This is a genomic window from Bradyrhizobium sp. LMG 9283, from assembly GCF_045571415.1.
In the GTDB taxonomy this organism is placed as follows: domain Bacteria; phylum Pseudomonadota; class Alphaproteobacteria; order Rhizobiales; family Xanthobacteraceae; genus Bradyrhizobium.
This window is the reverse complement of sequence record NZ_CP120691.1, coordinates 6,171,745-6,196,645: the sequence shown is the minus strand read 5'-3', so window position 1 is coordinate 6,196,645 and position 24,901 is coordinate 6,171,745. Positions and strand designations below refer to the sequence as shown.

At 63.7% G+C, this 24,901-nt stretch carries 19 protein-coding genes; 9 read left to right on the top strand and 10 right to left on the bottom strand.

Annotation, left to right across the window (positions count from 1 at the left end; genetic code table 11):
* Positions 1-300 precede the first annotated feature (300 nt).
* The 4 genes from P6U29_RS29200 to P6U29_RS29185 form a co-directional block, all read right to left on the bottom strand.
* A complete protein-coding gene (locus P6U29_RS29200) occupies positions 301-1,488 on the bottom strand; it encodes a 6-phosphofructokinase (protein WP_407113821.1) in 1,188 nt (395 codons plus the stop codon).
* A gap of 90 nt (positions 1,489-1,578) precedes the next feature.
* Entirely contained in the window at positions 1,579-2,724 is a 1,146-nt protein-coding gene (locus tag P6U29_RS29195; protein ID WP_407113819.1) for a fructose-1,6-bisphosphatase, read from the bottom strand.
* 260 nt (positions 2,725-2,984) lie between these two features.
* Positions 2,985-4,199, bottom strand: coding sequence for an ornithine--oxo-acid transaminase (rocD, locus tag P6U29_RS29190; protein WP_407113817.1), 1,215 nt, complete (start codon positions 4,197-4,199; stop codon positions 2,985-2,987).
* Between the two features lie 227 nt (positions 4,200-4,426).
* On the bottom strand, positions 4,427-5,659 hold the full coding sequence (locus P6U29_RS29185; protein ID WP_407113816.1) for a cytochrome P450: 1,233 nt from the start codon (positions 5,657-5,659) through the stop codon (positions 4,427-4,429).
* 105 nt (positions 5,660-5,764) lie between these two features.
* Between P6U29_RS29185 and P6U29_RS29180 the strand changes: the two genes are divergently transcribed.
* From P6U29_RS29180 to P6U29_RS29140, 9 genes are all read left to right on the top strand, one after another.
* A complete protein-coding gene (locus P6U29_RS29180; protein ID WP_407113814.1) occupies positions 5,765-6,307 on the top strand; it encodes a phosphonopyruvate decarboxylase in 543 nt (180 codons plus the stop codon).
* Positions 6,304-6,894, top strand: a complete 591-nt coding sequence (locus P6U29_RS29175) for a thiamine pyrophosphate-dependent enzyme (RefSeq protein WP_407113812.1) — start codon at positions 6,304-6,306, stop codon at positions 6,892-6,894. The genes P6U29_RS29180 and P6U29_RS29175 overlap by 4 nt, the downstream gene beginning before the upstream one ends.
* A 137-nt stretch (positions 6,895-7,031) precedes the next feature.
* Complete coding sequence (locus tag P6U29_RS29170; protein WP_407113810.1) at positions 7,032-7,733, top strand: TetR/AcrR family transcriptional regulator; 702 nt, start codon at positions 7,032-7,034, stop codon at positions 7,731-7,733.
* A gap of 1 nt (position 7,734) precedes the next feature.
* Positions 7,735-8,928, top strand: coding sequence for an efflux RND transporter periplasmic adaptor subunit (locus P6U29_RS29165; protein ID WP_407113808.1), 1,194 nt, complete (start codon positions 7,735-7,737; stop codon positions 8,926-8,928).
* A 69-nt stretch (positions 8,929-8,997) separates the two neighbouring features.
* A complete protein-coding gene (locus P6U29_RS29160; protein ID WP_407113806.1) occupies positions 8,998-12,093 on the top strand; it encodes a MexW/MexI family multidrug efflux RND transporter permease subunit in 3,096 nt (1,031 codons plus the stop codon).
* Between the two features lie 130 nt (positions 12,094-12,223).
* On the top strand, positions 12,224-14,806 hold the full coding sequence (locus P6U29_RS29155; RefSeq protein ID WP_407113804.1) for an ATP-binding protein: 2,583 nt from the start codon (positions 12,224-12,226) through the stop codon (positions 14,804-14,806).
* A complete protein-coding gene (locus tag P6U29_RS29150) occupies positions 14,803-15,192 on the top strand; it encodes a response regulator (protein WP_018315558.1) in 390 nt (129 codons plus the stop codon). The genes P6U29_RS29155 and P6U29_RS29150 overlap by 4 nt, the downstream gene beginning before the upstream one ends.
* The gene (locus tag P6U29_RS29145; RefSeq protein WP_407113801.1) at positions 15,189-16,439 is read left to right on the top strand and encodes an adenylate/guanylate cyclase domain-containing protein; all 1,251 of its coding nucleotides are present in this window, start codon (positions 15,189-15,191) and stop codon (positions 16,437-16,439) included. Before P6U29_RS29150 ends, P6U29_RS29145 begins: the two co-directional genes overlap by 4 nt.
* 9 nt (positions 16,440-16,448) lie before the next feature.
* The gene (locus P6U29_RS29140) at positions 16,449-17,195 is read left to right on the top strand and encodes a hypothetical protein (RefSeq protein WP_407113799.1); all 747 of its coding nucleotides are present in this window, start codon (positions 16,449-16,451) and stop codon (positions 17,193-17,195) included.
* Positions 17,196-17,202: 7 nt separating this feature from the next.
* Here the strand turns inward: P6U29_RS29140 and P6U29_RS29135 are convergent, their stop codons facing one another.
* From P6U29_RS29135 to P6U29_RS29110, 6 genes are all read right to left on the bottom strand, one after another.
* The gene (locus P6U29_RS29135; RefSeq protein WP_407113797.1) at positions 17,203-19,008 is read right to left on the bottom strand and encodes a gamma-glutamyltransferase family protein; all 1,806 of its coding nucleotides are present in this window, start codon (positions 19,006-19,008) and stop codon (positions 17,203-17,205) included.
* An 87-nt stretch (positions 19,009-19,095) separates the two neighbouring features.
* The gene (locus P6U29_RS29130; protein ID WP_407113795.1) at positions 19,096-20,085 is read right to left on the bottom strand and encodes an ABC transporter ATP-binding protein; all 990 of its coding nucleotides are present in this window, start codon (positions 20,083-20,085) and stop codon (positions 19,096-19,098) included.
* On the bottom strand, positions 20,082-21,068 hold the full coding sequence (locus P6U29_RS29125; RefSeq protein ID WP_407113793.1) for an ABC transporter ATP-binding protein: 987 nt from the start codon (positions 21,066-21,068) through the stop codon (positions 20,082-20,084). The genes P6U29_RS29130 and P6U29_RS29125 overlap by 4 nt, the downstream gene beginning before the upstream one ends.
* A gap of 13 nt (positions 21,069-21,081) precedes the next feature.
* Entirely contained in the window at positions 21,082-22,053 is a 972-nt protein-coding gene (locus P6U29_RS29120; RefSeq protein ID WP_407113791.1) for an ABC transporter permease, read from the bottom strand.
* Between the two features lie 10 nt (positions 22,054-22,063).
* A complete protein-coding gene (locus P6U29_RS29115) occupies positions 22,064-23,044 on the bottom strand; it encodes an ABC transporter permease (protein ID WP_407113789.1) in 981 nt (326 codons plus the stop codon).
* A 99-nt stretch (positions 23,045-23,143) separates the two neighbouring features.
* Positions 23,144-24,739 (bottom strand): ABC transporter substrate-binding protein, encoded by a 1,596-nt coding sequence (locus P6U29_RS29110; RefSeq protein ID WP_407113788.1) that lies wholly within the window; start codon positions 24,737-24,739, stop codon positions 23,144-23,146.
* Positions 24,740-24,901: the final 162 nt, after the last annotated feature.

The window sequence follows — 24,901 nt, the reverse complement described above, 5'->3', positions numbered from 1 at the left end:
TGCCGGCGCTGCGGCTGGACCCGGTGGCCCGCCCCTTCCATGTCCCTGCCCGGGTCCTTGGGCGAACGCTGTGATGCTCGCCGTCAGCATCGAGACACCAACGAAAACAGCCGTCAGGCAAACGCCACGCGGAAGCATGATTGTAGCTCCCAGCTCGTAATCGCCCACGACATTCAACGCACAGCTGGCGGAATCGTTCGTTCTCGGCCACGACCGGCATTGCGATCTTCCGACGCAGGCGTCTCAAGAGAAATCCTGCGTCAGGGTGGTGGCGAGCCGCTCCAGCGCCCAGTCGGCACGCTAGGACGCGCGGTTGAGAAAGATCGGCAGCCCCTGCTTGTTGGCGTAGATGGGGCGGTAGCGCTCCGTGTTGTAGCTGCTCGCAACGTCCAATTTGCGCGGACCGAGCTTGGCGTCAGGGATGGGCACGAGGTCGTAACGGCCCTCGACCAGCGCCGACATGAGGCCGGTCTTGCTTTCCAGCATGGCATCGTAGGCCATGTTACCGAAAGTCAGGGCCACAAGCTTGTCGATGAAGTCCGGATCGCCCGATCGTAAATCGTAGGTGAGATCGGAGATGATCGTCTCCTCGCCGGTGCGCTGCTTGATCTCGTCGGCAAGCGATTCCGCCACGTTGGCCTTCTTGCGGTGACCGTAGGCGTCAGGCTCGCCGTATTCCCGCAGCTTGTAGCCTTCCCACTGAGCCCCCTCGCTGAGCACGATCAGCGCGTAGTTGCTTGGATTGGCGCGCTTGTCCTCGATGAGCAACCGGATCAGCTTGTCGAGGTCGACCTTGTACTCCGGTATGACGCATCGTATCGAGGTCGCATAAGCGGTGTAGAGTGCCGTAAATCCGGCATCGCGGCCAAAGACGCGGAAAATGCCAATTCGCTCATGCGAGCCGACGGTAGTGCGCTGCCGCTGGATGGCATCGCTGGCGCGGGTGATCGCGGTCGAGAAGCCGATGCAGTACTCGGTGTTGCGGACGTCATTATCCATCGTCTTCGGGATGGCGATGATCTTGACGCCGAGTTCGTTGAGCTTGGCCGCATAACTGAGCGTGTCGTCGCCGCCGATGGCGATCAGTTGCTCGATGCCAAGTCCCGAAAGGTTAGCGAGCACCCGGCTGGTGAGGTCCCACGTCTTTGTCGCGATGCCGCCGTTGGTGCTCAGCGAGACCGGAACCTCATCGCCGACGAGATGATTGGGCAGCTTTTGTATTTTGGAGGGATTGACGCGACTCGAGTGCAGCACGGTGCCGCCGCGCCGGTCGATCGTTCGAGTGTTTTCACGGTTCAGCGGGATGACGTAGTGGGACCTGCTGTTTGGGTCCTCGAGGTTCAGGTGCGTGAGGGCCTCCCAACCACGGCGCAGGCCGACAACCTCGATGTCGTCCTCACTGCCGCGATAAGTCACGCTCTTGATGACTGCATTGAGGCCGGCGACGTCGCCGCCGCCCGTGAGAATGCCGATGCGTTTTTTGGCCATATCCACCTCCCGGATAGGCATGTCGTCATAGCGCCTGCATCTGTCGATTGAACGGTGAACGTCGCTCCAGCTTCTGATTGAAGGCGGTCGCTACTCGGCCGCTTCCGGTTTGCGGTCGTCGCGCAGTCGAAAACGCTTCAGCAGTCCGGACACGGTGTCGCGGAAGCCGCCATATTCCAGTTCGGAATAGGGCAGCATGGCGGCGCCAGACCAACCTTGGCTGCGCATCTCGATGGCCTTGCGCTGGGCGCGCCGGCGGACTTCATCCCACGCCGGGTTGTCGAAGAAATCGGTGTAGGACTCGGCAAACCGGCCTTCCCTGTCGATCGAAAAGCCGACGCAAGAAACGATCGGCAGGCAGTACATGCCGGTAACGGGGGTGTTGAGTGGCACCGGCATGAGCGGCATCACATGCGAGCCGCGTGCATCGCCGCCCACGAAATGCGCTTTGGCGAACGGCGAGATTATTTCCTCCGGAGCTGGGAAAATCCCCTGGTTCCTGACGATCGCGACTGGATCATCCTTGCCGGTGTACTTGCCTGCGATCGCGTGGAGGCGCTGTGCCGAAACGGCCACGACGACCTCGCCATGGGTTCGAGAAATGATGCGATCGATGCCAAAGCGCTCGTTGTCGCGAAGCAGGGCGGCAATGTGGTAGCTGTCGGCGGGTGCGTCGAGCTCGAGTAGGCTGTCGCCGGCCGTGTTGTCCATGTCGATGATATGGAAACGGAATCCCTTGATCATCGGAGGCAGCATCAGCCCAGCGCAGTACATGGGGTCGGCAAAGGCGAGATAGAGCGGCAGGTTGTAGGCGCCGGGGCCGCATTTGTCGGCCGCGAACACCATAAAGGACTCCGCGGGTCGCACGCTGGAGAGGCTGTGGTCGAAGCTGAGCTCGGCGACGCCTGGGCCGGCGCCGCGAATGTTCCCGGAAGGCGCGTCGGCGAGAAGATCCTGGCCAGCGCCATAGAGCCCGGAGGTCTTCGCGACCGAGGTGGCCGCGAGGAACGTCTTCCAGGCGAGTTGATGGACCTCGGAGCTTCCTTCACCCCGTGTGTGCGTCATGATGATCGCAATGTCGTCGCCGGTGTGGCAGATGAAGCCGTCGATCAGCAGACCATTGCAGATCGCCTTGGCAACCTCGCCCTCGACAGTCGCGATCATGCGTGAAGACGGTTTCGTGTGCCCGCCAATGGAGCCAACGTCAGCTTTGATGACTGAAAGAGTGAGTCTCATGAGCACTTCTCCGATCCGCGCAGCTCTGCGCCTCCGGCCTCGGCGCTTGCTGCGCCGGGCACGGCGCTGCTCATTCGTGGACAAAAACGTCCGTCGCTCCGATAGGTTCCACGCACCCCGTTCATCCGGTTGCCGGGATCATGCAGAGTCTTGCCTTAGGACCATCGTCACTATTTGCTGCCCTGCACGAGTCCGGTTCTGGCCGGGCCGCCAATTGTCGTAGGCGCGGCCGCCATTGCGATCTTCCGACGCAGGCAGTCTCAAGAGAGATCCTGCGTCAGGGTGCTGGCGAGCCGCTCCAGCGCCCAGTCGACCTGGTCGCTTGTGATCACCAGCGGCGGAGCGATGCGGATCGTTTGCTCATGGGTATCCTTGGCGAGGATGCCCTTGCCCTGAAGCGCCTCGCAGTAGCGGCGAGCGCGGCCAGCCTCGGGATGCAGCTCGACCGCCAGCATCAAGCCGCGCCCGCGCACCTCGCGGATCGTATTGGCGCGGATGTCTTTCAAGCCTTCCAGAAAGCGCGCGCCCTGCCTCGCCGCGTTCTCGATCATGCCTTCCTCGACCAGCACGCGGATCGCAGCGCGCGCCACGGCGCAGGCAAGCGGGTTGCCGCCGAAGGTCGAACCATGCTGCCCGGGTCTCAAAGTCCCGAGCACGTCGTTGTTCGAGAGCACCGCCGACACCGGATAGAAGCCGCCGGACAGGGCCTTGCCGAGCAGCGTCACGTCCGCCTCGATCCCCTCGTGCTGCTCGGCGAGCAGCTTGCCGGTGCGGCCGAGCCCGGTCTGGATCTCGTCGAGCACCAGCATCACGTTGTTGGCGGTGCAGAGCTCCCGGACCTCTGTGAAATAGCCGGCTGGAGGAATGACGACACCGGCTTCGCCCTGGATCGGCTCGACCAGGAAGGCGACGGTGTTCGGGGTAATTGCCTCCTCCAGCGCCGCGGCGTCGCCGAACGGGATGATCTTGAAGCCCGGCGCGAACGGCCCGAAGTGTCCGTGTGTCTCGGGGTCGGTCGAAAAGCCGACTATGCCCAGCGTGCGTCCGTGGAAATTGTTGGCGCAGACGATGATCTCGGCCTGACCGTCCGGTACGCCCTTCACCTCATAGCCCCATTTGCGCACCGACTTGATCGCGCTTTCGACCGCCTCCGCGCCGCTGTTCATCGGCAGCACCTTGTGGGAACCGGTGAGCGCCGCGATCTCCTCGTAGAACAGGGCAAGCTGGTCGTTGTGGAAGGCCCGCGAGGTGAGCGTCAGCCTGTGCGCCTGCTCGACCATTGCCGCCAGGATCTTGGGGTGGCAATGGCCCTGGCTGACCGCCGAATAGGCCGAGAGGCAGTCGAGATAACGGTTGCCTTCGGTGTCCCAGACCCAGACACCTTCGCCGCGCGACAGGACGACCCCGATCGGCTCGTAATTGCGGGCCCCAAAGCGTGCTTCCGTTGCGATGAAATCAATGACCGACGAGCTCATCTGTCGTCACTCCATTGCCGCGCGCGGGGGCGTCAACCGACTGCACCGGCGGCCTTCAGCTTGATTTGGGTATCAACCTGCCTCCTTGGAAGCCTGCATGCACCAATGGCGTGGTGCGGCCCGATTTATCCTTGATGTCAGATAGTTCTGCCGAACCGCAGCGCCCCGTTCGTCGACCCGGCCTCTACTGTGCATGGGGTTGTTTTCGACATTTTTGCTTTCGCCCCTCACCCGATCGAGCAAGGCACGCTCAAAAACCCACGAAACCGCACCCGTCCGCCCCGCACCGGCTGCCCGCTGACGGCATAGTTCGGGAAGCGCGCCAGGAAGCGCGAGATCGCAATCGCCCCTTCCAGCCGCGCCAGCGCCATGCCGGCGCATTGATGCGCGCCTGTGGCGAAGGCGAGGTGCCGGTTCGGCGTGCGCGCGATGTCGAAGCGCTCGGGGTCGGGAAACTGCGCGGGATCGCGGTTGGCCGCGCCGATGCACAGCGTCACCGACGTGCGGGCCTCGAGCATGACGCCACCGAGCTCGACCTTCTCGGTGGTCATGCGGTTGCCGAGCTGGTTGGAGCTCTCGTAGCGCAGCATCTCCTCGACGGCGGTCTTGATCATGTCGGGGTTGTCGATCAAGCGCTGCTTCTGATCTGGATGACGGTCGAGCGCGACGAGGCCGTTGCCGATCAGGTTCGTCGTGGTCTCGTGGCCGGCATTGAGCAGGAAGATGCAATTGTGCAGCAGCTCCTTCTCGGTCAGCCGCTCGCCGTTCTCCTCGCCATTGCCTTCTCCTTGGATGAGCCGCGTCAGCACGTCGCGCTCGGGATTGCCCGGCTTTGCGCGCCGCCGTGCGACCAGCGTTTCGAGATAGGCGAGGAAGTCCGTCACCGCCCTGTTGCCGCGCGCAGCCACGTCAGGCGACACCACGGGTTCGAGCGCGCCAAGGATCGCCAGCGACCAGTCGCGCAGCGGCCCGCGCTCGTCATGGGGCACGTCGAGCAGATTGCCGATCACTTCAATGGGAATCGATGCGGCGAAATCCTCGATCAGCTCGCAACGGCCCTTGGCCGCGATGGCATCGAGCAGGCCATCGACCAGCTTGATGAGATCAGTCTCCATCCCCGCGATCGCGCGCGGCGACAGCGCGCCCATGATCAGGCGGCGCACCCGGGTATGAGCGGGCGGGTCGTTGAAGACGAGGCTGGTGGTATGGTGCTCGTAGAGGGGTGTGTCGCCGTATTTCGGTGCGAACTCGCGCTTCTTGTCCGAGCTGAACGATTTCGTGTTTTTGTAGGTGGTGACGAGATCGTCATAGCGGGTCAGGAACACGGTCCCGTTCGGCAGGCGCTTGACCGGCTCGTTCTCCCGCAGCGCACGATAAGTCGGATAGGGGTTCTCGTAGAATTCCGGCGTCAGCTTCTCGAGATCGAAGCTTGCCGCCAGCGCCTTCGCATCTGCGTTCATCCCGTTATACTCGCCGGTTAAAGCCGTTATGCCGTTTTTGTTGTTCTGGTCGGCGCATGCATGCGTCTACAGTCTTTACACCTTGCTAGCCGACCGGACAGGAAAATGCACGCACGCGCTGACGCTGCCGACACGGCGCCGAACTGGCCCGACGATATCTTCGCGACTTTGCAACGCTTCGACGTGCGACAGGTGCCTTACGTGCCTGACGCCGGTCATTCGAAGCTGATCCAGCGCGTGCTGGACTCCTCCACCATGCGTGGCATTGCGCTGACGACCGAGGAGGAGGGCGTGGCGCTTCTCGCCGGCGCCTGGGCCGGCGGCCAGCGCGGCGTGCTGCTGATGCAGTCGAGCGGCGTCGGCAATTGCATCAACATGCTGTCGCTGATTCCGATCCTGCGCTTTCCGTTCCTCACGCTGGTGACCATGCGCGGCGAGTGGGGCGAGTTCAATCCGTGGCAGGTGCCGATGGGCTCGACCACGCAAGGCGTGTTCGAGCTCTCGGGCGTCCAGGTGCTGCGCGCCTCGCACGCAGCCGAGGTGCCGGCGGTGCTCGAAGCGGCCGCCGCCCAGGCCTACAACGCGCTCACACCCACCGCCGTCCTCCTGTCGCAGCGCCTGATCGGCGCCAAGGTTTTCACCAAATGAGCAAGGCCAATCTCCTCGACCGCCGTCAGGTGGTCTCCACCCTGCTTGCGAACCGCAAAGACGTCGTTGCGATCGGGGGCCTCGGTGCCTCCACCAACGACATGTGCGCGGCCGGCGACCACGCCCGCAACTTCTATCTCTGGGGCGGCATGGGCGGCGCGGCGATGATCGGGCTCGGACTCGCGCTGGCGCAGCCGAAACTGCCGGTGCTGGTCATCACCGGCGACGGCGAGATGCTGATGGGCTTGGGCAGCCTTGCCACTATCGGGCTGCAGAAGCCGGCCAATCTCTCGATCGCCGTGCTCGACAATGAGGCCTATGGCGAGACCGGCGGCCAGACCAGTCACACCTCGGCCGCCGCCGACCTCGTCGGCGTTGCCAAGGCCTGCGGCATCGACGACAGCCGGGCCGTCACGACCATGGCCGAGGTCGAGGCCTTCGCCAAAGCCGTCCACGATGTCTCGGCCGGCCCGCGCTTTGCCAATGTGAAGATCGACAGCGCCAATCTGGAGCGAATTCTGCCGACCCGGGATGGGACCTACATCGTCAACCGGATCCGCGCCGACCTGGGCTTTCAGCCGATTTAGGTGGTCTGCCCCATTCGCCGATGTTCTGCACGCGGGCCGTGCAGGCTGGATCATATTCCACTAATTTCACGCCGCATGCAGGTTGCGGTGCAACATAGTGCTTGACTTCTGCGTGGGTGAGTGCTTACTCACCCGCCATGAGCTCATTACGCATGACGAGCGACCTGAGGCGTCAGTTGATCCTCGGCGCCGCAAAACGCTGCTTTGCCCGACACGGCTACAACGGCACCACGACGAAGAGCGTGGCGGCCGCCGCTGCCATTTCCGAAGCGCTGCTGTTCAAGCATTTCCCGTCCAAGGCGGCGCTCTACGCTGAAATCCTCAGCGACGAATGCGAGGCAGATCCGGCGTTGATGGAGCTGCTCGAGCGCGAGCCGTCGACCGCCACCCTGGTCGAATTGATCCGTGGCATGGTCGAGCATTTCCTCGAGATCGTTGACGGGCCCGACCAGGAGGAGGCGCAGCGCCTGCGACTGATGGCCACGAGTCATTTGGACGATGGCGAATTCGCCCGTCTGCTATATGCCAAGATCGAGAAGCTGATCGGGGCGGTCTTCGTCGCCTCGCTCGAGCGTGCGGTCGCCAGCGGTGACGCGCGGCCATTCAGCGGCGATCCGCTCAACCTGTTCTGGTTTGCACATCACACGGTGATGACGGCTGCGCTAACCAGGCTGCCGGCCACGCCCTGCCTCGCATACGGCAAGGTTGGCGACCTCGAGCGGCAGCTCTGTGAGTTTCTCCTGAGAGGTATCGGACTTAACGACGCCGCAATTGCTTCGCATCTGGGCCACGATCAGGCCGCAGATGCCCGCAAGGCGGCGATTGCAGAAAGTGCATGACATGAACATCGTAGCCGAACACAAGATTTCGGGCGAACCGATCGACAACAAGGCTCCCAAGCGTCCGGTCCGGCCGGTGCGCTGGTTCATCATCGTCGGCACGCTGCTGGCCGTGCTCGTCGGTGGCCTCGTCTGGTTCAATTATTTCCGCGGCCAGATGATCAAGCAGTTCTTCGCCAACAACAAGCCGCCGCCGACGGCCGTCAGCGCCGCCGAGGCGAAGTCCGAGGTGGTGCCGAACCTGCTCACCGCGGTCGGCAGCCTCGTCGCGGTGCACCAGGTCGACGTCAGCGCCGACGTCAACGGTCGCGTCACCGAAATCAAGTTCGAGCCGGGCACGCATGTCGAAGCCGGCACGCCGCTGGTGCAGCTGTTCGACACGCCCGAGCAGGGCGATCTCGCCAATTACAAGGCGCAGGCGACCGTCGCGCAACTCTCGCTCGACCGTGCCAAGCAGCTGGCCTCCCGCCAGTTCGGCCCGCAGGCGACCGTCGACCAGGCGCAGGCCGCTTACGACCAGGCACAGGCGGGCATCGCCAAGACCGAGGCGCTGATTTCGCAGAAGCTGGTGCGTGCGCCGTTCTCCGGCGATCTCGGCATGCGCAAGGTCGAGGTCGGCCAGTATCTGACGGCCGGCACGGCGATCGTGTCATTGACCGACCTGTCGGAACTGTGGGCCAACTTCACGGTGACGGAAAAGGATTCCGGCAGCCTCAAGGTCGGCCAGACCGTCCGGCTCAAGGTCGACGCCTATCCGGGCCGCACCTTCGAGGGCAAGATCACCACGATCGAGCCGCAGATCGCAGCCGACACCCGCAACATCCGCGTGCAGGCGACGATCGCCAATCCGGAGAAGATCCTCAAGCCCGGCATGTTCGTGACCACCACGGTGGTTCTCCCGGACAAACCGGCGGTGATTACCGTGCCGGAAACCGCGGTCGACTACACGCTCTACGGCGATTCCGTGTTCGTGATCAGCGAGAAGAAGGAAGCGGACGGCAAGACCAGTCTCTCCGCGGTGCGCACCTTCGTGCAGACCGGCAACCGGGTCGAAGGCCGTGTCGAAATCGTCAAGGGCTTGAAGGCGGGCGACAAGGTCGTCGCGGTCGGTCAGCTCAAGCTGCAATCGGGCGCGCCGGTGTCGATCTCGACCGACCCGACCCCGGCAATCCCGGCGCAGCCGCCGCGCTACTGACACGTACATTCGCGTGATCCGGCCGAGCCGGATCACGCTTCTTGAGACATAGAAATCGAGATCGCCGCGATGGCCTTTACCGATATTTTCATCAAGCGTCCGGTCCTGTCGGTCGTCGTCAGCCTGCTGATCCTGCTGATCGGACTGCGCGCAGCCATGGTGCTGCCGATCCGGCAATATCCGAAACTGTCGAACACGGTCATCAACATCACGACCGTCTATCCCGGCGCGTCTGCGGACCTGATCCAGGGCTTCATCACCACGCCGATCGAGCAGGCCGTCGCCTCCGCCGAGGGCGTCGACTACATCACCTCGTCCTCGGTGCTCGGCACCTCGACGATTCAGGTCTACATCAAGCTGAATTTCGATCCAAACCAGGCGCTCACCGAGGTGCTCGCAAAGACGAACTCGGTGAAGTACCTGATCCCGAAGGAGTCCAACGATCCGATCGTCACCAAGACCACGGGCCAGACCACGGCGGTGATGTATCTCGGCTTCTCGTCCGAGGAGCTGTCGGGCTCGGCCATTTCCGACTATCTGACGCGCGTGGTGCAGCCGGTGCTCTCGACCGTCGACGGCGTCGCCTCGGCCGACATTCTCGGCGGTCAGACGTTTGCGATGCGGCTGTGGCTCGACCCCGTGAAGATGGCCGGCCGCAACGTCTCGCCAGCGGACGTTGCCGCGGCGATCACCGCCAACAACTTCCAATCGGCGGCGGGCCAGACCAAGGGCTATCTCATCGTCTCGAACGTGTCGACGAATACGGGCCTGACAGACGTCAACCAGTTCAAAAAGATGATCGTCAAGGCCAAGGACGGCGGCTTTGTGCGGATGGAGGACATCGCCACCGTCGAGCTTGCGGCCCAAAGCACGGACGCCAGCGTCGCCTTCAACGGCGAGCACGCGATCTTCATCGGCGTGCAGGCGACGCCGCAGGGCAATCCGCTGACGCTGGTCAAGGGCGTGCGCGCGCTGTTCCCCGAGCTCGAGCGCAATTTGCCGCCGTCGATGAAGATGAAGGTCGCCTACGACTCGACCAAGTTCATCCAGTCTTCGATCGACGAGGTGGAGAAGACGCTCGGCGAAGCCGTGATCATCGTGATCGTGGTCATCTTCCTGTTCCTGGCCTCGCTCCGCTCGGTCATCATTCCCGTCGTCACCATCCCGCTGTCGATGATCGGCGTCTGCACGCTGATGCTGGCGTTGGGCTTCAGCTTCAACCTCCTGACCCTGCTCGCGATGGTGCTCGCGATCGGCCTCGTGGTCGACGACGCCATCGTCGTGGTGGAGAACATCCACCGCCATTTGGAGGAGGGCAAGACGCCTGTGCAGGCGTCCTTGCAGGGCGCGCGCGAGATCGTCGGGCCCGTCATCTCCATGACCATCACGCTTGCGGCGGTGTACGCGCCGATCGGCTTCCTCGGCGGCCTCACTGGTTCGCTGTTCCGCGAATTCGCCTTCACGCTGGCGGGCTCGGTGATCGTGTCGGGCGTGATCGCGCTGACGCTGTCGCCGATGATGTGCTCGGTGCTGCTGAAGAACACCGAAGAGGGACGCTTCGCCAAGCTCGTGAACCGGGTGTTCGGCGCGATCACGCGCTGGTACGGGCGCAAGCTCGATCGCTCGCTGGACTACAAGGCCATCACCGGCCTGTTCGCGGTGACGATCCTCGGCCTCGTCGGCTTCCTCTATATGCACACCGCCAAGGAGCTGGCGCCTGAGGAAGACCAGGGCATCGTGTTCGCGGTGACCAAGGCGCCGAAATACGCCAACATCGACTATCTCGATTTCTATGGCGATAAGCTCGACCAGGAATTCGCAAAATTCCCTGAGACCGATCTGCGCTTCGTGCTGAACGGTATCAACGGCCCGCAGGGCGGCATCGCCGGCATGCTGCTCAAACCATGGGACGAGCGCAAGCGCTCGTCAATCCAGCTGAAGCCGCTGGTGCAGGCCGAGCTCTCCAAGATCGAGGGCGTGCAGGCCTTCGCGTTCAACCTGCCGCCGCTGCCGGGCGGGCCGGGCGGTCTCCCGATCCAGATGGTGATCAATTCCACCGCCGGCTTCCAGACGGTCTATGAACAGATGGAGAAGCTGAAGGACGCCGCGCGCAAGAGCGGCATGTTCATCGTCTCCGATAGCGATCTCAACTTCAACCAACCGAACGTGAAGGTGACGATCGACCGCACCAAGGCGCAGGATCTCGGCGTCAACATGCAGAACCTCGGCTCTACGCTCGCGGTGCTGCTCGGCGGCAATTACATCAACCGCTTCAATCTCGAGGGCCGGTCCTATCAGGTGATCCCGCAGGTGCCGCGCGCCAAGCGGCTGTCGCCGGAATCGCTCGGCGGCTACTACGTGACGACCAATACCGGCCAGCAGCTTCCGCTGTCGACTGTGGTGTCCATCGAGACCAAGACCGACCCGAATTCGCTGACCCACTTCAACCAGCTCAATTCGGCGACGTTCTCGGCCGTGCCGATGCCCGGTGTGACCGTCGGCGCTGCGGTCGACTTCCTCGAAAGCGAGGCCAAGAAGCTGCCGCAGGGCTTCAGCCACGACTATCTGGCGGATAGCCGCCAATACGTGCAGGAAGGTAATCAGCTCGCGATCACCTTCGGTTTCGCACTGATCATCATCTTCCTGGTGCTGGCCGCGCAGTTCGAGAGCTTGCGCGATCCGCTGGTCATCATGATCTCGGTGCCGATGGCGATCGTCGGCGCGCTGATCCCGCTGTTCTTCGGCGCAGCGACCATGAACATCTACACCCAGGTCGGTCTGCTCACCCTGGTCGGCCTGATCACCAAGCACGGCATCCTGATGGTGGAGTTCGCCAACGAGCTCCAGGTCAACGAGCGGCTCGACCGCCGCTCGGCCATCGAGATGTCGGCCCGCATCCGCCTGCGGCCGATCCTGATGACGACGGCCGCGATGGTGACCGGCCTGATCCCGCTCCTGACCGCGACCGGAGCCGGCGCCGCCAGCCGCTTCTCGATCGGCCTCGTGGTCGTCGCCGGCATGTCGATCGGCACGCTGTTCACGCTGTTCGTGCTGCCGGCAGTCTACGTGGTGCTGGCGACCGACCATCGCGCGGCGGCCGATTCGGAGCGGAACAAGCAGGTCAACGAACTCGACCTTGGCTCAAAGGTGTTGCGGCCGACCTGAGGCCGCAACGCAAACCGGTCCCGAGGGCGGCAGCGGTTGTCCGCTGCCGCCCTTTTTCGTTGTGCCCCGGGCAAGCCCTTCGCCGCGCTTGCGAGAGACAAGATCCGGTCTTCTTGCTAGGTTCGGCGGGATGAGCCTTTCCCTCCACCCCGACGCACCTCGAGCCGGGACGCTGCCGAGCGCGGCCACAGGCGAGGCCGTGTCCGGCAGAACGGCGGGCCGCGGAATCAGGACCCGGCTCTTCGCCAAATATGTCGCGCTGTTCGTGGCCGTCGTCGCCATCGCGCTGCTGGCCAATGGCTTGTTCGAGGTCTACTTTTATTATCGCGAGCACAAGGCCTCGCTGATCCGGGTCCAGCACGAGCAGGCGGAGGCGGCCGCGGCCAAGATCGGTCAGTTCGTCAAGGAGATCGAGAGCCAGCTCGGCTGGACCACGCAACTGCCGTGGTCGGCGGGCTCGATCGAGCAGCGCCGGTTCGACGCGCTGCGGCTACTGCGCCAGGTCCCTGCGGTCACCGAGCTAGCCCAGGTGGATTCGGCCGGCAAGGAGCGGCTGCGGGTCTCGCGGCTGGCGATCGACGCGCTCGACAGCGGGATCGACCTGTCGAACGATCCGAAGTTCACCGAGGCGGTCGCGCACAAGGTCTATTACGGGCCGGTCTATTTCCGCCGGGAGTCGGAGCCCTACATGACACTGGCGTTGGCGGGAGCGCGCAAGGATGCCGGCGTCAGCATCGCGGAAGTCAATCTCAAGCTGATCTGGGATGTCGTGTCCCAGATCAAGGTCGGTGAGCACGGTCACGCTTACGTCGTCGGTCCGGAAGGACGCCTGATCGCGCATCCCGACATCAGCCTCGTCCTGCGCAATACCGACATGTCCGGCCTCGCCCAGGTGCAGGGTGCCCGGGCCGGTGGCGGCACCATGCCGGAGTCATTGCAAGAGGCGACTAACATTCAGGGTCAGACGGTTCTGACAGCCTCAGCTCCGATCGTGCCGCTGGGCTGGACCATGTTCGTGGAGCTTCCTGTCGAAGAGGCCTACGCTTCGCTCTATGCCTCGTTGCAGCGGCTCGCGATCGTACTGCTCGCGGCATCGATTTTCGCGGTACTCGCCGGGGTTTTCCTGGCGCGGCGCATGGTCGGGCCGATCCAGGCGCTGCGCAGCGGCGCCGAGCGGATCGGCGGCGGCGACTTCTCCCAGCGCATCTCGATCAAGACCGGCGACGAGCTCGAAGGCCTCGCCGATCAGTTCAACGAGATGGGCGCGCGCTTGCAGGAATCCTATACCGACCTCGAGAACAAGGTCGAACGGCGCACAGCGGAGTTGAGCGAGGCCCTGCAGCAGCAGACTGCGACCGCCGACGTGTTGAAAGTCATCAGCCGTTCGGCGTTCGACCTGCAAGCCGTGCTGAACACGCTCGTCGGGTCAGCGGCTCGCTTGTGTGACGCCGATGAAGGGACGATCTTTCGCCCTAGCGATGGAGTCTTCTATTTGGCCGCAAGCTGCGGGCTTGGCCCGGAGCAGGAGAACAAGCTCCGGACGTTCGCTTCCATACCCGAGCGGGGAAGTGTGGTTGGACGCACGCTGCTCGATCGAAAGACAGTCCATGTCCCGGATGTGCAGGCCGATCCGGAATTTGCACCCTCGTCCGCCCGCAGGCGCTCCAACGTGCGTACAATGCTTGGCGTGCCTTTGCTCCGGGAGGGTGCCCCAATCGGGGTATTCGTCTTGACGCGACACATGGTGCGCCCCTTCAGTGAGAAGCAAATCGAACTCGCAACCACCTTTGCCGATCAGGCCCTGATCGCGATCGAGAATGTCCGATTGTTTGAGGAGGTCCAGGAGCGCACCACAGAGCTATCGCAGTCGCTTGATGACCTCCGCACCGCGCAGGACCGCTTGATTCAGACCGAGAAACTCGCTTCCCTCGGCCAGCTCACCGCCGGCATCGCCCACGAGATCAAGAATCCGCTCAACTTCGTCAACAATTTCTCCGCGGTCTCGACGGAGCTGATCGACGAGCTCAATGAGACCCTGAAATCGGCCGCGCTCGACGGCAAGACGAAGGAGGAGGTTGACGAGCTGACCGGCATGCTTAGGGGCAATCTCGAGAAGGTGGTGCAGCACGGCAAGCGCGCCGATTCCATCGTCAGGAACATGCTGCTGCATTCGCGTCAGGGTTCCGGCGAACATCGCGCTGTCGATATCAACGGGGTCGTGGAGGAAAGCCTGAATCTGGCCTATCACGGCGCGCGCGCCGAGAGGCCGGCCTTCAACGTCACGCTCCAGCGCGATTTCGACCCCGCTGCCGGCATGATCGATATCTATCCGCAGGAGATCACGCGCGTCTTCCTCAACCTGATCTCGAACGGCTTTTATGCCACTGCCAAGCGCAAGGAGAGCGAGGGTGATGCCTTCGAACCCGCCCTGAGCGTTACGACGAAGAATTTCGGCGGCAACGTCGAAATCCGGATCCGCGACAACGGCATCGGAATTCCGCCCGAAGTGAAAGAGAAGATGTTCAATCCCTTCTTCACCACCAAGCCGGCCGGTGAGGGCACCGGGCTCGGCCTTTCCATGAGCCATGACATCGTCGTGAAGCAGCACGGCGGCACGATCGACGTGAACACCACACCCGGTGTATTCACCGAATTCATCATCACGCTGCCGCGCACGATGGCGGCAGTCGGCACTTCCGGAGGCAAGACTTGAACGTTTACATCCTGGTCGTCGATGACGAGCCCGACGTCGAAGCGCTGTTCCGGCAGCAGTTCCGGCGCGAGCTGCGCGCCGGCCGCTTCCAGATGGAATTTGCGTCTTCCGCGCCAGATGCGCTCAAACGGGCCGCCGAGGTCCGCGATCCCTCGCTGATCCTGATCCTGTCCGATATCAACATGCCCGGCATGAGCGGGCTCGACATGCTGCCGAAGGTGCGCGCCGCGCATCCCGACGTTCCCGTCATCATGATCACCGCCTATGGCGACGCGGAGACGCGCCGCAAGGCGATCGAGCGCGGCGCCGTCGGGCTTCTCACTAAGCCGATCGACTTTGCGCTGCTGCGGCAGGAGATCGACACGAGGCTCGAGCAAGCGGCATGACTGCGACCATCCTCTTCGTCGACGACGAGCCGGACCTCGAGGCGCTGATCCTGCAGAAATTCCGCAGGCAGATTCGCGATGGGCAGCTCGCGCTCATCTTCGCGCGCGACGGCCTGGAGGCGCTGGAATCGCTCGAGGAGAACCCGGATGTCGACATGGTGGTCTCCGACATCAACATGCCGCGGATGGACGGGCTGTCGCTGCTGGCAAAGCTCCAGGAGGCCGAGGACAAGAAATCGACCATCATCGTCTCTGCTTATGGCGACATGAGCAACATCCGCACAGCCATGAATCGCGGCGCGTTCGATTTCCTGACCAAGCCGATCGATTTTGCCGATCTGGAAGCCACGATCGATAAAACCATTCGCCACGTGGAGATGCTGCGTGAGGTGCGGCGCCGCCAGATGGCGGCAGAGCGCGCCCATGCTGCGCTGTCCCGTCATTTTTCGCCGGAGCTCGCCAAGCGTCTAGCAGCCGGTGGCGAGGGTGAGGGGATCGAAGTGCAGTGGCGCAACGTCGCGACCATCTTCACGGATATCACCGGCTTCACCTCGCTGGTCGAAAGCGCGCCTCCGGAGACGCTGGGCGAGCTTCTCAACGAATATGTCGGCGGGATGACCGAGATCGTCTTCGCGCACGAGGGGACCGTTGCCAAGATCATCGGCGATGCGATCCAGGTGCTGTTCAATGCGCCCGGCGATCAGCCGGACTATGCGACGCGCGCGGTTGCCTGCGCCCATGATCTCGACGCCTGGGCGCAGGATTTTTGCACGCGGCAGAAGGCCAAGGGTGTGAACTTCGGCACGACGCGCATCGGCATTCACGCCGGGCCGGCGCTGGTCGGCAATTTCGGGGGCAACCGCTTCTTCGACTACACGGCCTATGGCGACTCCATCAACATCGCGGCACGTCTCGAAGCCGCCAACAAACATCTGGGCACCCGCATTTGCGTCAGCGCCAGCGTCGCCGAAGCGGCTGAGAATTTTCAAGGCCGCCCCGTGGGTGAGCTGATGCTGCGCGGCCGCAGCGAACCGCTGCGCGCGTTCGAACCGTTGCCGCAGGCCAAGTTCGAAGCGCCGGAAACGGCGCTCTATTCAGAGGCTTTCGCCAAGATGGAGGCGGGCGATGCCGCTGCCATGCCGGCCTTTGCCGCACTGGTCGGCATGCACGCTGACGATCCGCTCGCCGGCTTTCACCTCAAGCGCCTGCTCAACGGCGCCAAGGGCACTCGCATGCAACTGGAATAGGAGTCCGTCATGACGCGCGAATTCTCCGCCGGCAACTACCGTTTCATTCCCTCCGTCTTCCAATATTCCGCGGGCGCCGCCGCGGATGAGGGCTACGAGATCGAGCGTGTCCGCTTCGATCGCCTGGTGCCGCTCGCGGAAGGGTTTGCACTGGCCGCAAAATTCATCCAGGAGGCGGGGCGTCCGCTGACGGCATTCTGCGCCTGCGAGCTGCGCTCACCGGCGGCTTTCAGCGAGGAAGGCTTTCGCGCGTTCAACCTGCATTATGTGAAGACGCTGTCGGAATGGGGCATCTTCGATGGCACCACCAATCCGGTGGCGCGCAGCAATGTCTGTCCGGAGATCGATCCACCGTCCGAGCCGTCCTTTTACGCGTTCTCCTTCACGCGCCCGATGCGGTCGAACGCACCCAGCTTCGTCATCGCCGGTGGCGCGGAGGCACGCGAGGGCAGCGGCACTTATGTCGATCGCACCGTGCGCTACCGCGACCTCAGCCCCGAGGGGCTGCGTGAGAAGGTGCGCTTCACCACCACGTCGCAGATGGAGAACCGGATGGCGGCGTTCGGCTTCGGCTGGAAGGACACGACCGGCGTGCAGGCCTATTCCGTGCACGACTTCCACCACGCGCTGGTCGACGAGCTGGTCCGCCGCGGCGCGCTGCGCTCCGGTCTGACCTGGCATTTCGCCCGGCCGCCGGTGGTCGATCTCGAATTCGAGATGGACTGCCGCCGCGTGATGCGCGAAGTGGTGATTTGATCGGACGTCAGCGTCCCGCGGCGTAGCCCTGCATGCCGCGCGGATTGGCGGCGGCACGGCGGCGGACTCCGACGCGCGAGGCCGCCGTGAGGCGGCCTTCCGACCAGTCCGGGCCGACCTCCACGATATGCCCGCGCTCGCGCAGGTTTTCGATCGTCGCCTTCGGCACGCGATTCTCGACCACGAGCACGCCGGGGCGCGCGGTGCGCGGCCAGAACGAGATCGGGAAATGCTCGGAATGCCATGCCGGTGCGTCGATCGCCTCCTGGAGATTGAGATTGCAATGGACGTGGCGCAGGAAGAACTGCGTGATCCACTGGTCCTGCTGATCGCCGCCGGGCGAGCCCCAGGCGAGATAGGGCTCGCCGTCGCGCAATGCCATGGTCGGCGACAGCGTGGTGCGCGGCCGCTTGCCCGGCGCGAGCGCTGCGGGATGGTCTTCCTCCAGCCAGAACATCTGGGCGCGGCTGCCAAGGCAAAAGCCGAGCTCCGGAATGATCGGCGAGGATTGCAGCCAGCCGCCCGACGGTGTCGAGGACACCATGTTGCCGGCTTTGTCGATGATGTCGAAATGCACGGTATCGCCGCGCACTTCGCCGAAGCGCCCGACCGTCGGCTCGCCGGCGCCGAGCGCGCCGACGGCCTCGCGTTGGCCTTCGGCACGGCGCAGCTTGACCACGCCGCCAAAGCCCTCGACCGAGCCGGGAATGAAATCGAGCGAAGCCTTATCGGTGACGAGCTTGCGGCGCTCATCATTGTAGGCATCAGACAACAGCGTTCCGATCGGGATCTCGTTGAACTTGGGATCGCCGTAGAATTTTTCGCGGTCCGCGAAGGCTAGCTTGGCGCATTCGATCTGGAGATGGATGAACTCGGGGCCGGTCGGGTCGAGCCCGTCGAGTGCAAAGCCCTTCAGCAGTGCCAGCTGTTGCAGCGTCACGGGGCCCTGGCTCCAGACGCCGGCCTTGCAGACGGTGTAGCGGCCGTAGTCATAGGTGAGCGGAGCTTCGATGGTCGGCTGCCAGCGTGCCATGTCGTCGGCGGAGAGTACGCCGCGATGCGGAGAGCCACTGACGTCCATCACGTCCTGGGTGCGGCAGAATTTGTCGATGGCTTCGGCGACAAAGCCTTGCGACCAGGCTTTTCGTGCGCGCTCGATCTCGGCATCGCGGCCACCGCCGCCGCTTTCGGCTTCGCTGAGAATGCGGGCATAGGTCGCGGCCAGCGTCTTATTGGTGAAGAGCGTGCCGGGCTTCGGCACCTCGCCGTTCGGAAGGTACACCGCAGCCGAGGTCGGCCAGTGCTTGCGGAACAGCTGCTCGACCGTTTGGATCGTGGCGCAGGCGCGCTCGACGAGCGGATAACCGTTGCGGGCGTAGGAGATCGCAGGCTCCAGCACATCGCGCACGCGCATCGTGCCGTAGTCGCGCAGCAGCATCATCCAGGATTCGAACGTGCCGGGGACGCAGGCGGCGAGCAGGCCGGTGCCCGGCACCATATCGAGGCCTTCGCTCTTATAGTGAGCGATGGTGGCGCGCGCGGGCGCTGGGCCCTGGCCACAGATCACCTCGGTGCGGCCGCGCTTCACGTCATGTACGATGATCGGGACATCGCCGCCGGGGCCGTTCAGATGCGGTTCGACCACCTGCAGCGTGAAAGCGGTGGCGACGCCGGCATCGAAGGCGTTGCCGCCTTTTTCCAAAATACCCATGCCGACGGCGGTCGCGATCCAGTGCGTGGTGGCGACGACCCCGAAGGTGCCCTCGATCTCGGGCCTCGTCGTGAACGGATCGGGATTGATATTGCTGCCCATGGGGACTCACCACCTTATTTCCGGCGCGCGCAATTGATCACAGGCAATGCCGCGTCGCCAATGCGCAGGCTGCATGGCACGCGCGCGTCACGCCGGGACCGGCGCGGTGTTGACCGCGTGGCAGGCAACGCCGTCGATCAGTTCCGGCGTCTCCTTGCGGCAGAGATCGAACGCCAGCGGACAGCGCGGATTGAAGGCGCAGCCGGAGGGCGGATTGATTGGGTTCGGGATCTCGCCCTTGACCGGGATACGCTGGCGGCCGCTCATCGCGAGATCCGGTACGGCGCCCAGCAGCATCTTGGTGTACGGCATGCGCGGGCGGGAAAACAGCTCGCGTCCTTCCGCGATCTCGACGATACGGCCGAGATACATCACGCCGACGCGGCTCGCCATGTGGCGAACCACGGCGAGGTTGTGGCTGATGAACATGTAGGTCAGGCCGAACTTGTCCTGCAGATCGCGCATCAGATTGAGGATCTGCGCCTGCACGGAGACGTCGAGCGCCGAGGTCGGCTCGTCACAGACGATGAACTCGGCATCCGATGCGAGCGCCCGTGCGATCGCGATGCGCTGGCGCTGGCCGCCGGAGAATTCGTGCGGATATTTCAGCCTGTCGTCGGGGTGCAGGCCGACGAGGGTGAGCAACTCGCCGACGCGTGCCTGGATGTCGCGCTCGCCCTGGATCAGGTCGAAGGCGCGGATCGGTTCGGAGATGATGGCATCGACCCGGAAGCGGGGGTTCAGGCTCGCATAGGGGTCTTGGAAGATCATCTGGATGCGGCGGCGCAGCTTTCGCCGTGCCGGCGCCTGCCGCGGATCGGTCATCGAGACGCCGTCGATCAGGACGTCGCCGGAGCTCGGCGGCAACAGGCCGACCACCATCCGCGCCACCGTGGTCTTGCCGGAGCCGGATTCGCCGACCAGCGCAAAGGTCTCGCCCTTCCTGATGTCGAAGGTCACACCATCGACGGCCTTGAGATATTCGAGATGCCCGCCTTCCAGCACACGGTTCAGCCATGGTTTCGAGACGTCGAAGACGCGGCGCAGATTTGTGGCCTGGACGAAGGGTATGCTCATGCCGCGCTCTCCGCCGGCATGGTGTCATAGAGATGGCAGGCGACCGATTGCGCGCCGCGCGGCAGCGGCTCCGGCCGCTCGACACGGCAACGGTCGAACGCGAAGGCGCAGCGCGGATTGAACGAGCAGCCGCGCGGGATGGCCGATAGGCGCGGCATGGACCCGGGAATCTGCACGAGGCGCTTGTCCTCGCCGGCAAGCGTCGGGATCGCGCCCATCAGGCCCTTGGCGTAGGGATGCAGCGGATTTCTCACGACGTCCTGCACCGGGCCGATCTCCGCGATGCGGCCGGCATACATCACCGCGACACGGTCGGAGGTCTCGGCAATCACGCCCATGTCGTGGGTCACCAGCATCACTGCGGTGCCGTGGTCGCGGCCGAGCCGCTTGATCAGCGAGATGATCTGCGCCTGCACAGAGACGTCCAGCGCGGTGGTCGGCTCGTCCGCGATGATCAGCTCCGGCTCGGCGCAGATCGCGAGCGCGATCACCACGCGCTGGCGCATGCCGCCGGAAAACTCGTGGGGATAGCCGTCGATGCGCTTTTCCGGCGCGGGAATGCCGACTTCGGCGAGCAGATCGATGGCGCGGCGGCGGGCGGCCGCCTCAGACAGATTGAGGTGGGTCCGGATCGTCTCCACGATCTGGTCGCCGACCTTGTACAGCGGATTGAGCGAGGTCAGGGGATCCTGGAAGATCATCCCGATGCGCTTGCCCCTGACGCGGCGCATCTCCTCGGGCAGCAGATTGTCGATCCGCATTCCTGTAAGATGAATCTCGCCACCGGCGATGCGGCCGGGTGGATCGATCAGGCCGATGACCGCGAGGCCGGTGACGGATTTGCCGGCGCCGGATTCGCCGACGACCCCCAGCACCTCGCCCTTGGCGATGTCGAAGGAGACGTCGTCGATGGCGCGCAGCGTTCCGCGACGGGAGGCGAACTCCACCTGAAGGTTGCGCACGGAGAGAACGGGTTCAGTCATGGGCGAGGCGTATTCATCGAAGCTTCGGGTTGAGCGCGTCGCGCAGCCAGTCGCCGAGCAGGTTGATCGACAGGATCAGCGTGGCCAGCGCGAGCCCGGGGAAGGCGACGATCCACCATTCGCCGGCGAACAGATAGTTGTTGCCGATCCGGATAAGCGTGCCGAGCGAGGGCATGGTGTCGGGCAGGCCGACGCCGAGGAAGGACAGCGTCGCCTCGGTGATGATGGCGAGCGCGAGGTTGATGGTGGCGATGACCAGGATCGGGCCCATCGTGTTCGGCAGCACGTGCCGCAGCATGATCTTGGGCGCGGGCAGGCCGATCAGCTGCGCGGCGGCCACGTAGTCCTTGTTCTTCTCGACCATCACGGAGCTGCGTACGGTCCGGGCATAACCCACCCAGAAGCTCAGGCCGATCGAGATCACGAGCACCGCCAGCATACTGGTGGCGTCCAGCCGGTTGCCGAGGATCGATTTCGCGATGCCGTTGACCAACAGCGCGATTAGGATGGCGGGGAAGGTGAGCTGCACGTCGGCGATGCGCATGATGACGCTGTCGACCGCGCCGCCGAAATAGCCGGCGATGAGGCCGAGCGCGATACCGAGCGCGCCGGCGAAGATCACGCCGGCGACGCCCACGGCGAGCGAGATGCGCATGCCGTAGAGGATGGCGGAGAACACGTCGCGGCCCTGCTCGTCGGTGCCGAGCAGGAACGGGCTCTGGCCATCGGCGGTCCAGAGCGGTGAGATCCGCGAATTGATCAACTGGAGCTGCGCCGGATCGAACGGGTTTTGCACCGCAAGCACGGATGCAAAGATCGCAAGCAGGAAGAACAGGACCGTGATGGCCGCCGCCACCATGGTGAGCTTGGAGCGCCGGAACGAATAGAGCAGGTCGCTATCGAGCGCGCGGCTGAACCAGCTGTGGGCGGCCTGTATCGGCTGTGCGCCCTGCTTGTCGGAATTGGAGACGACTGCGTCGGACATGCAGGCTGCCTTATGCGGCGCGACCGACGGTCGAGCGCAGGCGCGGATCGACCACGGTATAGAGAATGTCGACCACCAGATTGATGGTGACGAAGATCAGCGAGACCATCAGCAGGTAGGCGGCCATGATCGGGATATCGACGTTTTGCACGGCCTGCACGAACAGAAGTCCCATGCCCGGCCATTGGAACACGGTTTCGGTGATGATCGAAAATGCAATAACCGAGCCAAACTGAAGCCCGGCGACCGTGATCACGGGAATCAGCGTGTTCTTCAGCGCGTGGCCGAAATGGATGGCACGGGTGGTCAGCCCCCGGGCGCGAGCGAAGCGGATATAGTCGGTTCGCAACACTTCCAGCATCTCCGCGCGCACCAGCCGCATGATCAGGGTCATCTGGAACAGGCCGAGCGTGATCGAGGGCATGATCAATGCCTTCAGTCCAGACAGCGTGAGCAGGCCCGTCGTCCACCAGCCGAGCTTGACCACTTCACCGCGGCCGAACGAGGGCAACCAGCCCAATGTCACCGCGAACAGATAGATCAGAAGAATGCCGATCAGGAAGGTCGGCAAGGAAATGCCGATCAGTGACACCGCCTGGAATAGCTTGGCGAGCACGGTGTCGCGCTTGAGCGCGGAATAGACGCCCATGAGAATGCCAAACACCATTGCAAACACGGTCGCGCAGATCGCAAGCTCCAGCGTCGCAGGCATGCGCTCGCTCAACAGCGCCGAGACGGGCTGGCGGAACTGGTAGGAGACCCCGAACTTGAATTGCGCGGCGTCGGCGAAATAGCGCACGAACTGCACCGGCACGGGATCGTCGAGGCCGAGCGACTTGCGCACGATCGCGCGCTCGGCCGCCGAAGTATCGATCGAGACGATCTGGTTGATGGGGTCACCGGCGAAACGGAACATCGAGAACGCGATGATGCCGACGGCGAACATGACGCCGATGGCCTGAACGGCGCGGCGAAGCGTGAAAGCGAGCATGCCTTCCACTTTCCTTGGGTCTGCATACGGCTGACGTCCTTGTCAGCCGGAAAAGGAAAGGTCCCGGAAGCGCTGCCGAGACCTCGTGTTCAAACGACGCTATTCCTTCTTGGTCGCCCAGTGGAACATGACGAGATTGTCGGCGCGCTGCGGCAGGTTGACTTTCTTCGATACGCCCCAGGCCAGCGCCTGTTGGTGCAGCGGGATGTAGGCCCAGTCCTTCATGCTGATTTCGTAGGCCTGCTTGATCAGCTGGTTGCGCTTGGCGGTGTCGGTTTCGACCAGCACCTTGTCGGTGATGGCGTCGAATTCCTTGTTGCAATAGCCGCCGAGATTGGCCTCGCCGCGCGAGGATTTCGCATCGTCGCGGCAGCCCATGATGTCGTAGAGCACGTTATGGGAATCCATCGTGCTCGGGGTCCAGCCCAGGAGGTAGAACGAAGTCTGGTAGCCGCCCTGCTTCAGCACCTTGGCGAAGTACTGCGCCTTCGGCTGCGCCAGCAGATTGATCTTGACGCCGATGCGGGCGAGCATGCCGACGACGGCCTGGCAGATCGCGGCGTCGTTGACGTAACGATCGTTCGGGCAGTCCATGGTGACCTCGAAACCGTCGGGATAACCGGCCTCGGTCAAGAGCTTCTTGGCGCCGTCAGGATCGAATTTCGGCCGCGTGAACTCCTTCGACAGGATGAACAGTTCCGGGGCGATCATCAGCGCCGAGGGCGTCGACAGCCCGCGCATCACGCGCGTCTTGATCAGCTCGATGTCGATTGCCTTGTAGAAGGCCTCGCGGACACGGACGTCCTTGAACGGGTTCTTGCCCTTGATGTTGGAGTACAGCAGCTCGTCGCGGGTCTGGTCGAAGCCGATGAAGATCGTGCGCAGCTCCGGCCCCTTCAGCACCTGGGCATTCGGGCTGGAATCGACGCGGGAGATGTCCTGGATCGGCACCGGCTCGATGACGTCGACTTCGCCCGAGAGCAGCGCGGCGACTCGGGTGGCGTCGGAGGCGATCGGGGTGAAGATGATCTCCTTCAGATTACCTTCCATCTTGCCCCAGTAATTGGGGTTGGCCTTGAACACCGTCTTCACACCGGGCTGATGGCTCTCGATGATGAACGGACCGGTGCCGTTCTCGTGCAGCGAGGCGTAGCTCGGCGTGGTCGCCGCTACCGGCGTCGGATCAACGACGTTGTTCTCCTCGGCCCATTTCTTGTCCATGATGTACCAGACATCCCACGACGAATGCAGGATGGGATTGGGCGAGGGCAGGACGAAATCGACGGTGTAGTCGTCGACCTTCACGACCTTGACGTCGGCCGCAAGGCGGGTCTGCATGTTGGACCCCTTCTTGCGGACGCGGTCGGCGGAGAACAGCACATCATCGGCAGTGAAGGGATCGCCGTTGTGGAATTTCACGCCCTTGCGCAAATGGAAGCGCCAGCGGGTCGGCTCCGGAGTTTCCCAGCTTTCCGCCAGCGCCGGGATGATCTTGAGGTCCTTGTCGCGCGCGGTCAGACCTTGATAGACGTGACCGAGATGGGCGTGGGTTGTGCTCTCGTTCAGGGTATAAGGATCGAGCGACTTCAGGTCGCCCTGGTTGGCATAGCGCAACGTCTGGCTCGACGCCGGCGAGACCGTCAACGCAAACGTTCCGACGAGCGTCGCCGCAAACAGACTTCGACCTACTGACATTCTTGACCCTCTCCACACCGCCGTGCCGGTGATTTTTGATTTGTTCGGCCGGCCGATGAATCCATGTTGCCCAGAGTTCTCGACCCGTGCAAGCGCCATTCCAGCAAGGAACGCGCCAACTTGCACCGCTGTGCAGCAATGCTGACCGTGTCACCAGGCATG

Bases quoted from the DNA above. Each gene is read 5' to 3' on its own strand.
- P6U29_RS29140 (WP_407113799.1), top strand. From the start codon at position 16,449: ATGACGCGCGAATTCTCCGCCGGCAACTACCGTTTCATTCCCTCCGTC.
- P6U29_RS29115 (WP_407113789.1), bottom strand. From the start codon at position 23,044: ATGCTCGCTTTCACGCTTCGCCGCGCCGTTCAGGCCATCGGCGTCATG.
- P6U29_RS29125 (WP_407113793.1), bottom strand. From the start codon at position 21,068: ATGACTGAACCCGTTCTCTCCGTGCGCAACCTTCAGGTGGAGTTCGCC.
- rocD (WP_407113817.1), bottom strand. From the start codon at position 4,199: ATGAGCTCGTCGGTCATTGATTTCATCGCAACGGAAGCACGCTTTGGG.
- P6U29_RS29135 (WP_407113797.1), bottom strand. From the start codon at position 19,008: ATGGGCAGCAATATCAATCCCGATCCGTTCACGACGAGGCCCGAGATC.
- P6U29_RS29170 (WP_407113810.1), top strand. From the start codon at position 7,032: ATGAGCTCATTACGCATGACGAGCGACCTGAGGCGTCAGTTGATCCTC.
- P6U29_RS29130 (WP_407113795.1), bottom strand. From the start codon at position 20,085: ATGAGCATACCCTTCGTCCAGGCCACAAATCTGCGCCGCGTCTTCGAC.
- P6U29_RS29200 (WP_407113821.1), bottom strand. From the start codon at position 1,488: ATGGCCAAAAAACGCATCGGCATTCTCACGGGCGGCGGCGACGTCGCC.
- P6U29_RS29180 (WP_407113814.1), top strand. From the start codon at position 5,765: ATGCACGCACGCGCTGACGCTGCCGACACGGCGCCGAACTGGCCCGAC.
- P6U29_RS29185 (WP_407113816.1), bottom strand. From the start codon at position 5,659: ATGAACGCAGATGCGAAGGCGCTGGCGGCAAGCTTCGATCTCGAGAAG.
- P6U29_RS29160 (WP_407113806.1), top strand. From the start codon at position 8,998: ATGGCCTTTACCGATATTTTCATCAAGCGTCCGGTCCTGTCGGTCGTC.
- P6U29_RS29110 (WP_407113788.1), bottom strand. From the start codon at position 24,739: ATGTCAGTAGGTCGAAGTCTGTTTGCGGCGACGCTCGTCGGAACGTTT.
- P6U29_RS29120 (WP_407113791.1), bottom strand. From the start codon at position 22,053: ATGTCCGACGCAGTCGTCTCCAATTCCGACAAGCAGGGCGCACAGCCG.
- P6U29_RS29155 (WP_407113804.1), top strand. From the start codon at position 12,224: ATGAGCCTTTCCCTCCACCCCGACGCACCTCGAGCCGGGACGCTGCCG.
- P6U29_RS29145 (WP_407113801.1), top strand. From the start codon at position 15,189: ATGACTGCGACCATCCTCTTCGTCGACGACGAGCCGGACCTCGAGGCG.
- P6U29_RS29175 (WP_407113812.1), top strand. From the start codon at position 6,304: ATGAGCAAGGCCAATCTCCTCGACCGCCGTCAGGTGGTCTCCACCCTG.
- P6U29_RS29195 (WP_407113819.1), bottom strand. From the start codon at position 2,724: ATGAGACTCACTCTTTCAGTCATCAAAGCTGACGTTGGCTCCATTGGC.
- P6U29_RS29165 (WP_407113808.1), top strand. From the start codon at position 7,735: ATGAACATCGTAGCCGAACACAAGATTTCGGGCGAACCGATCGACAAC.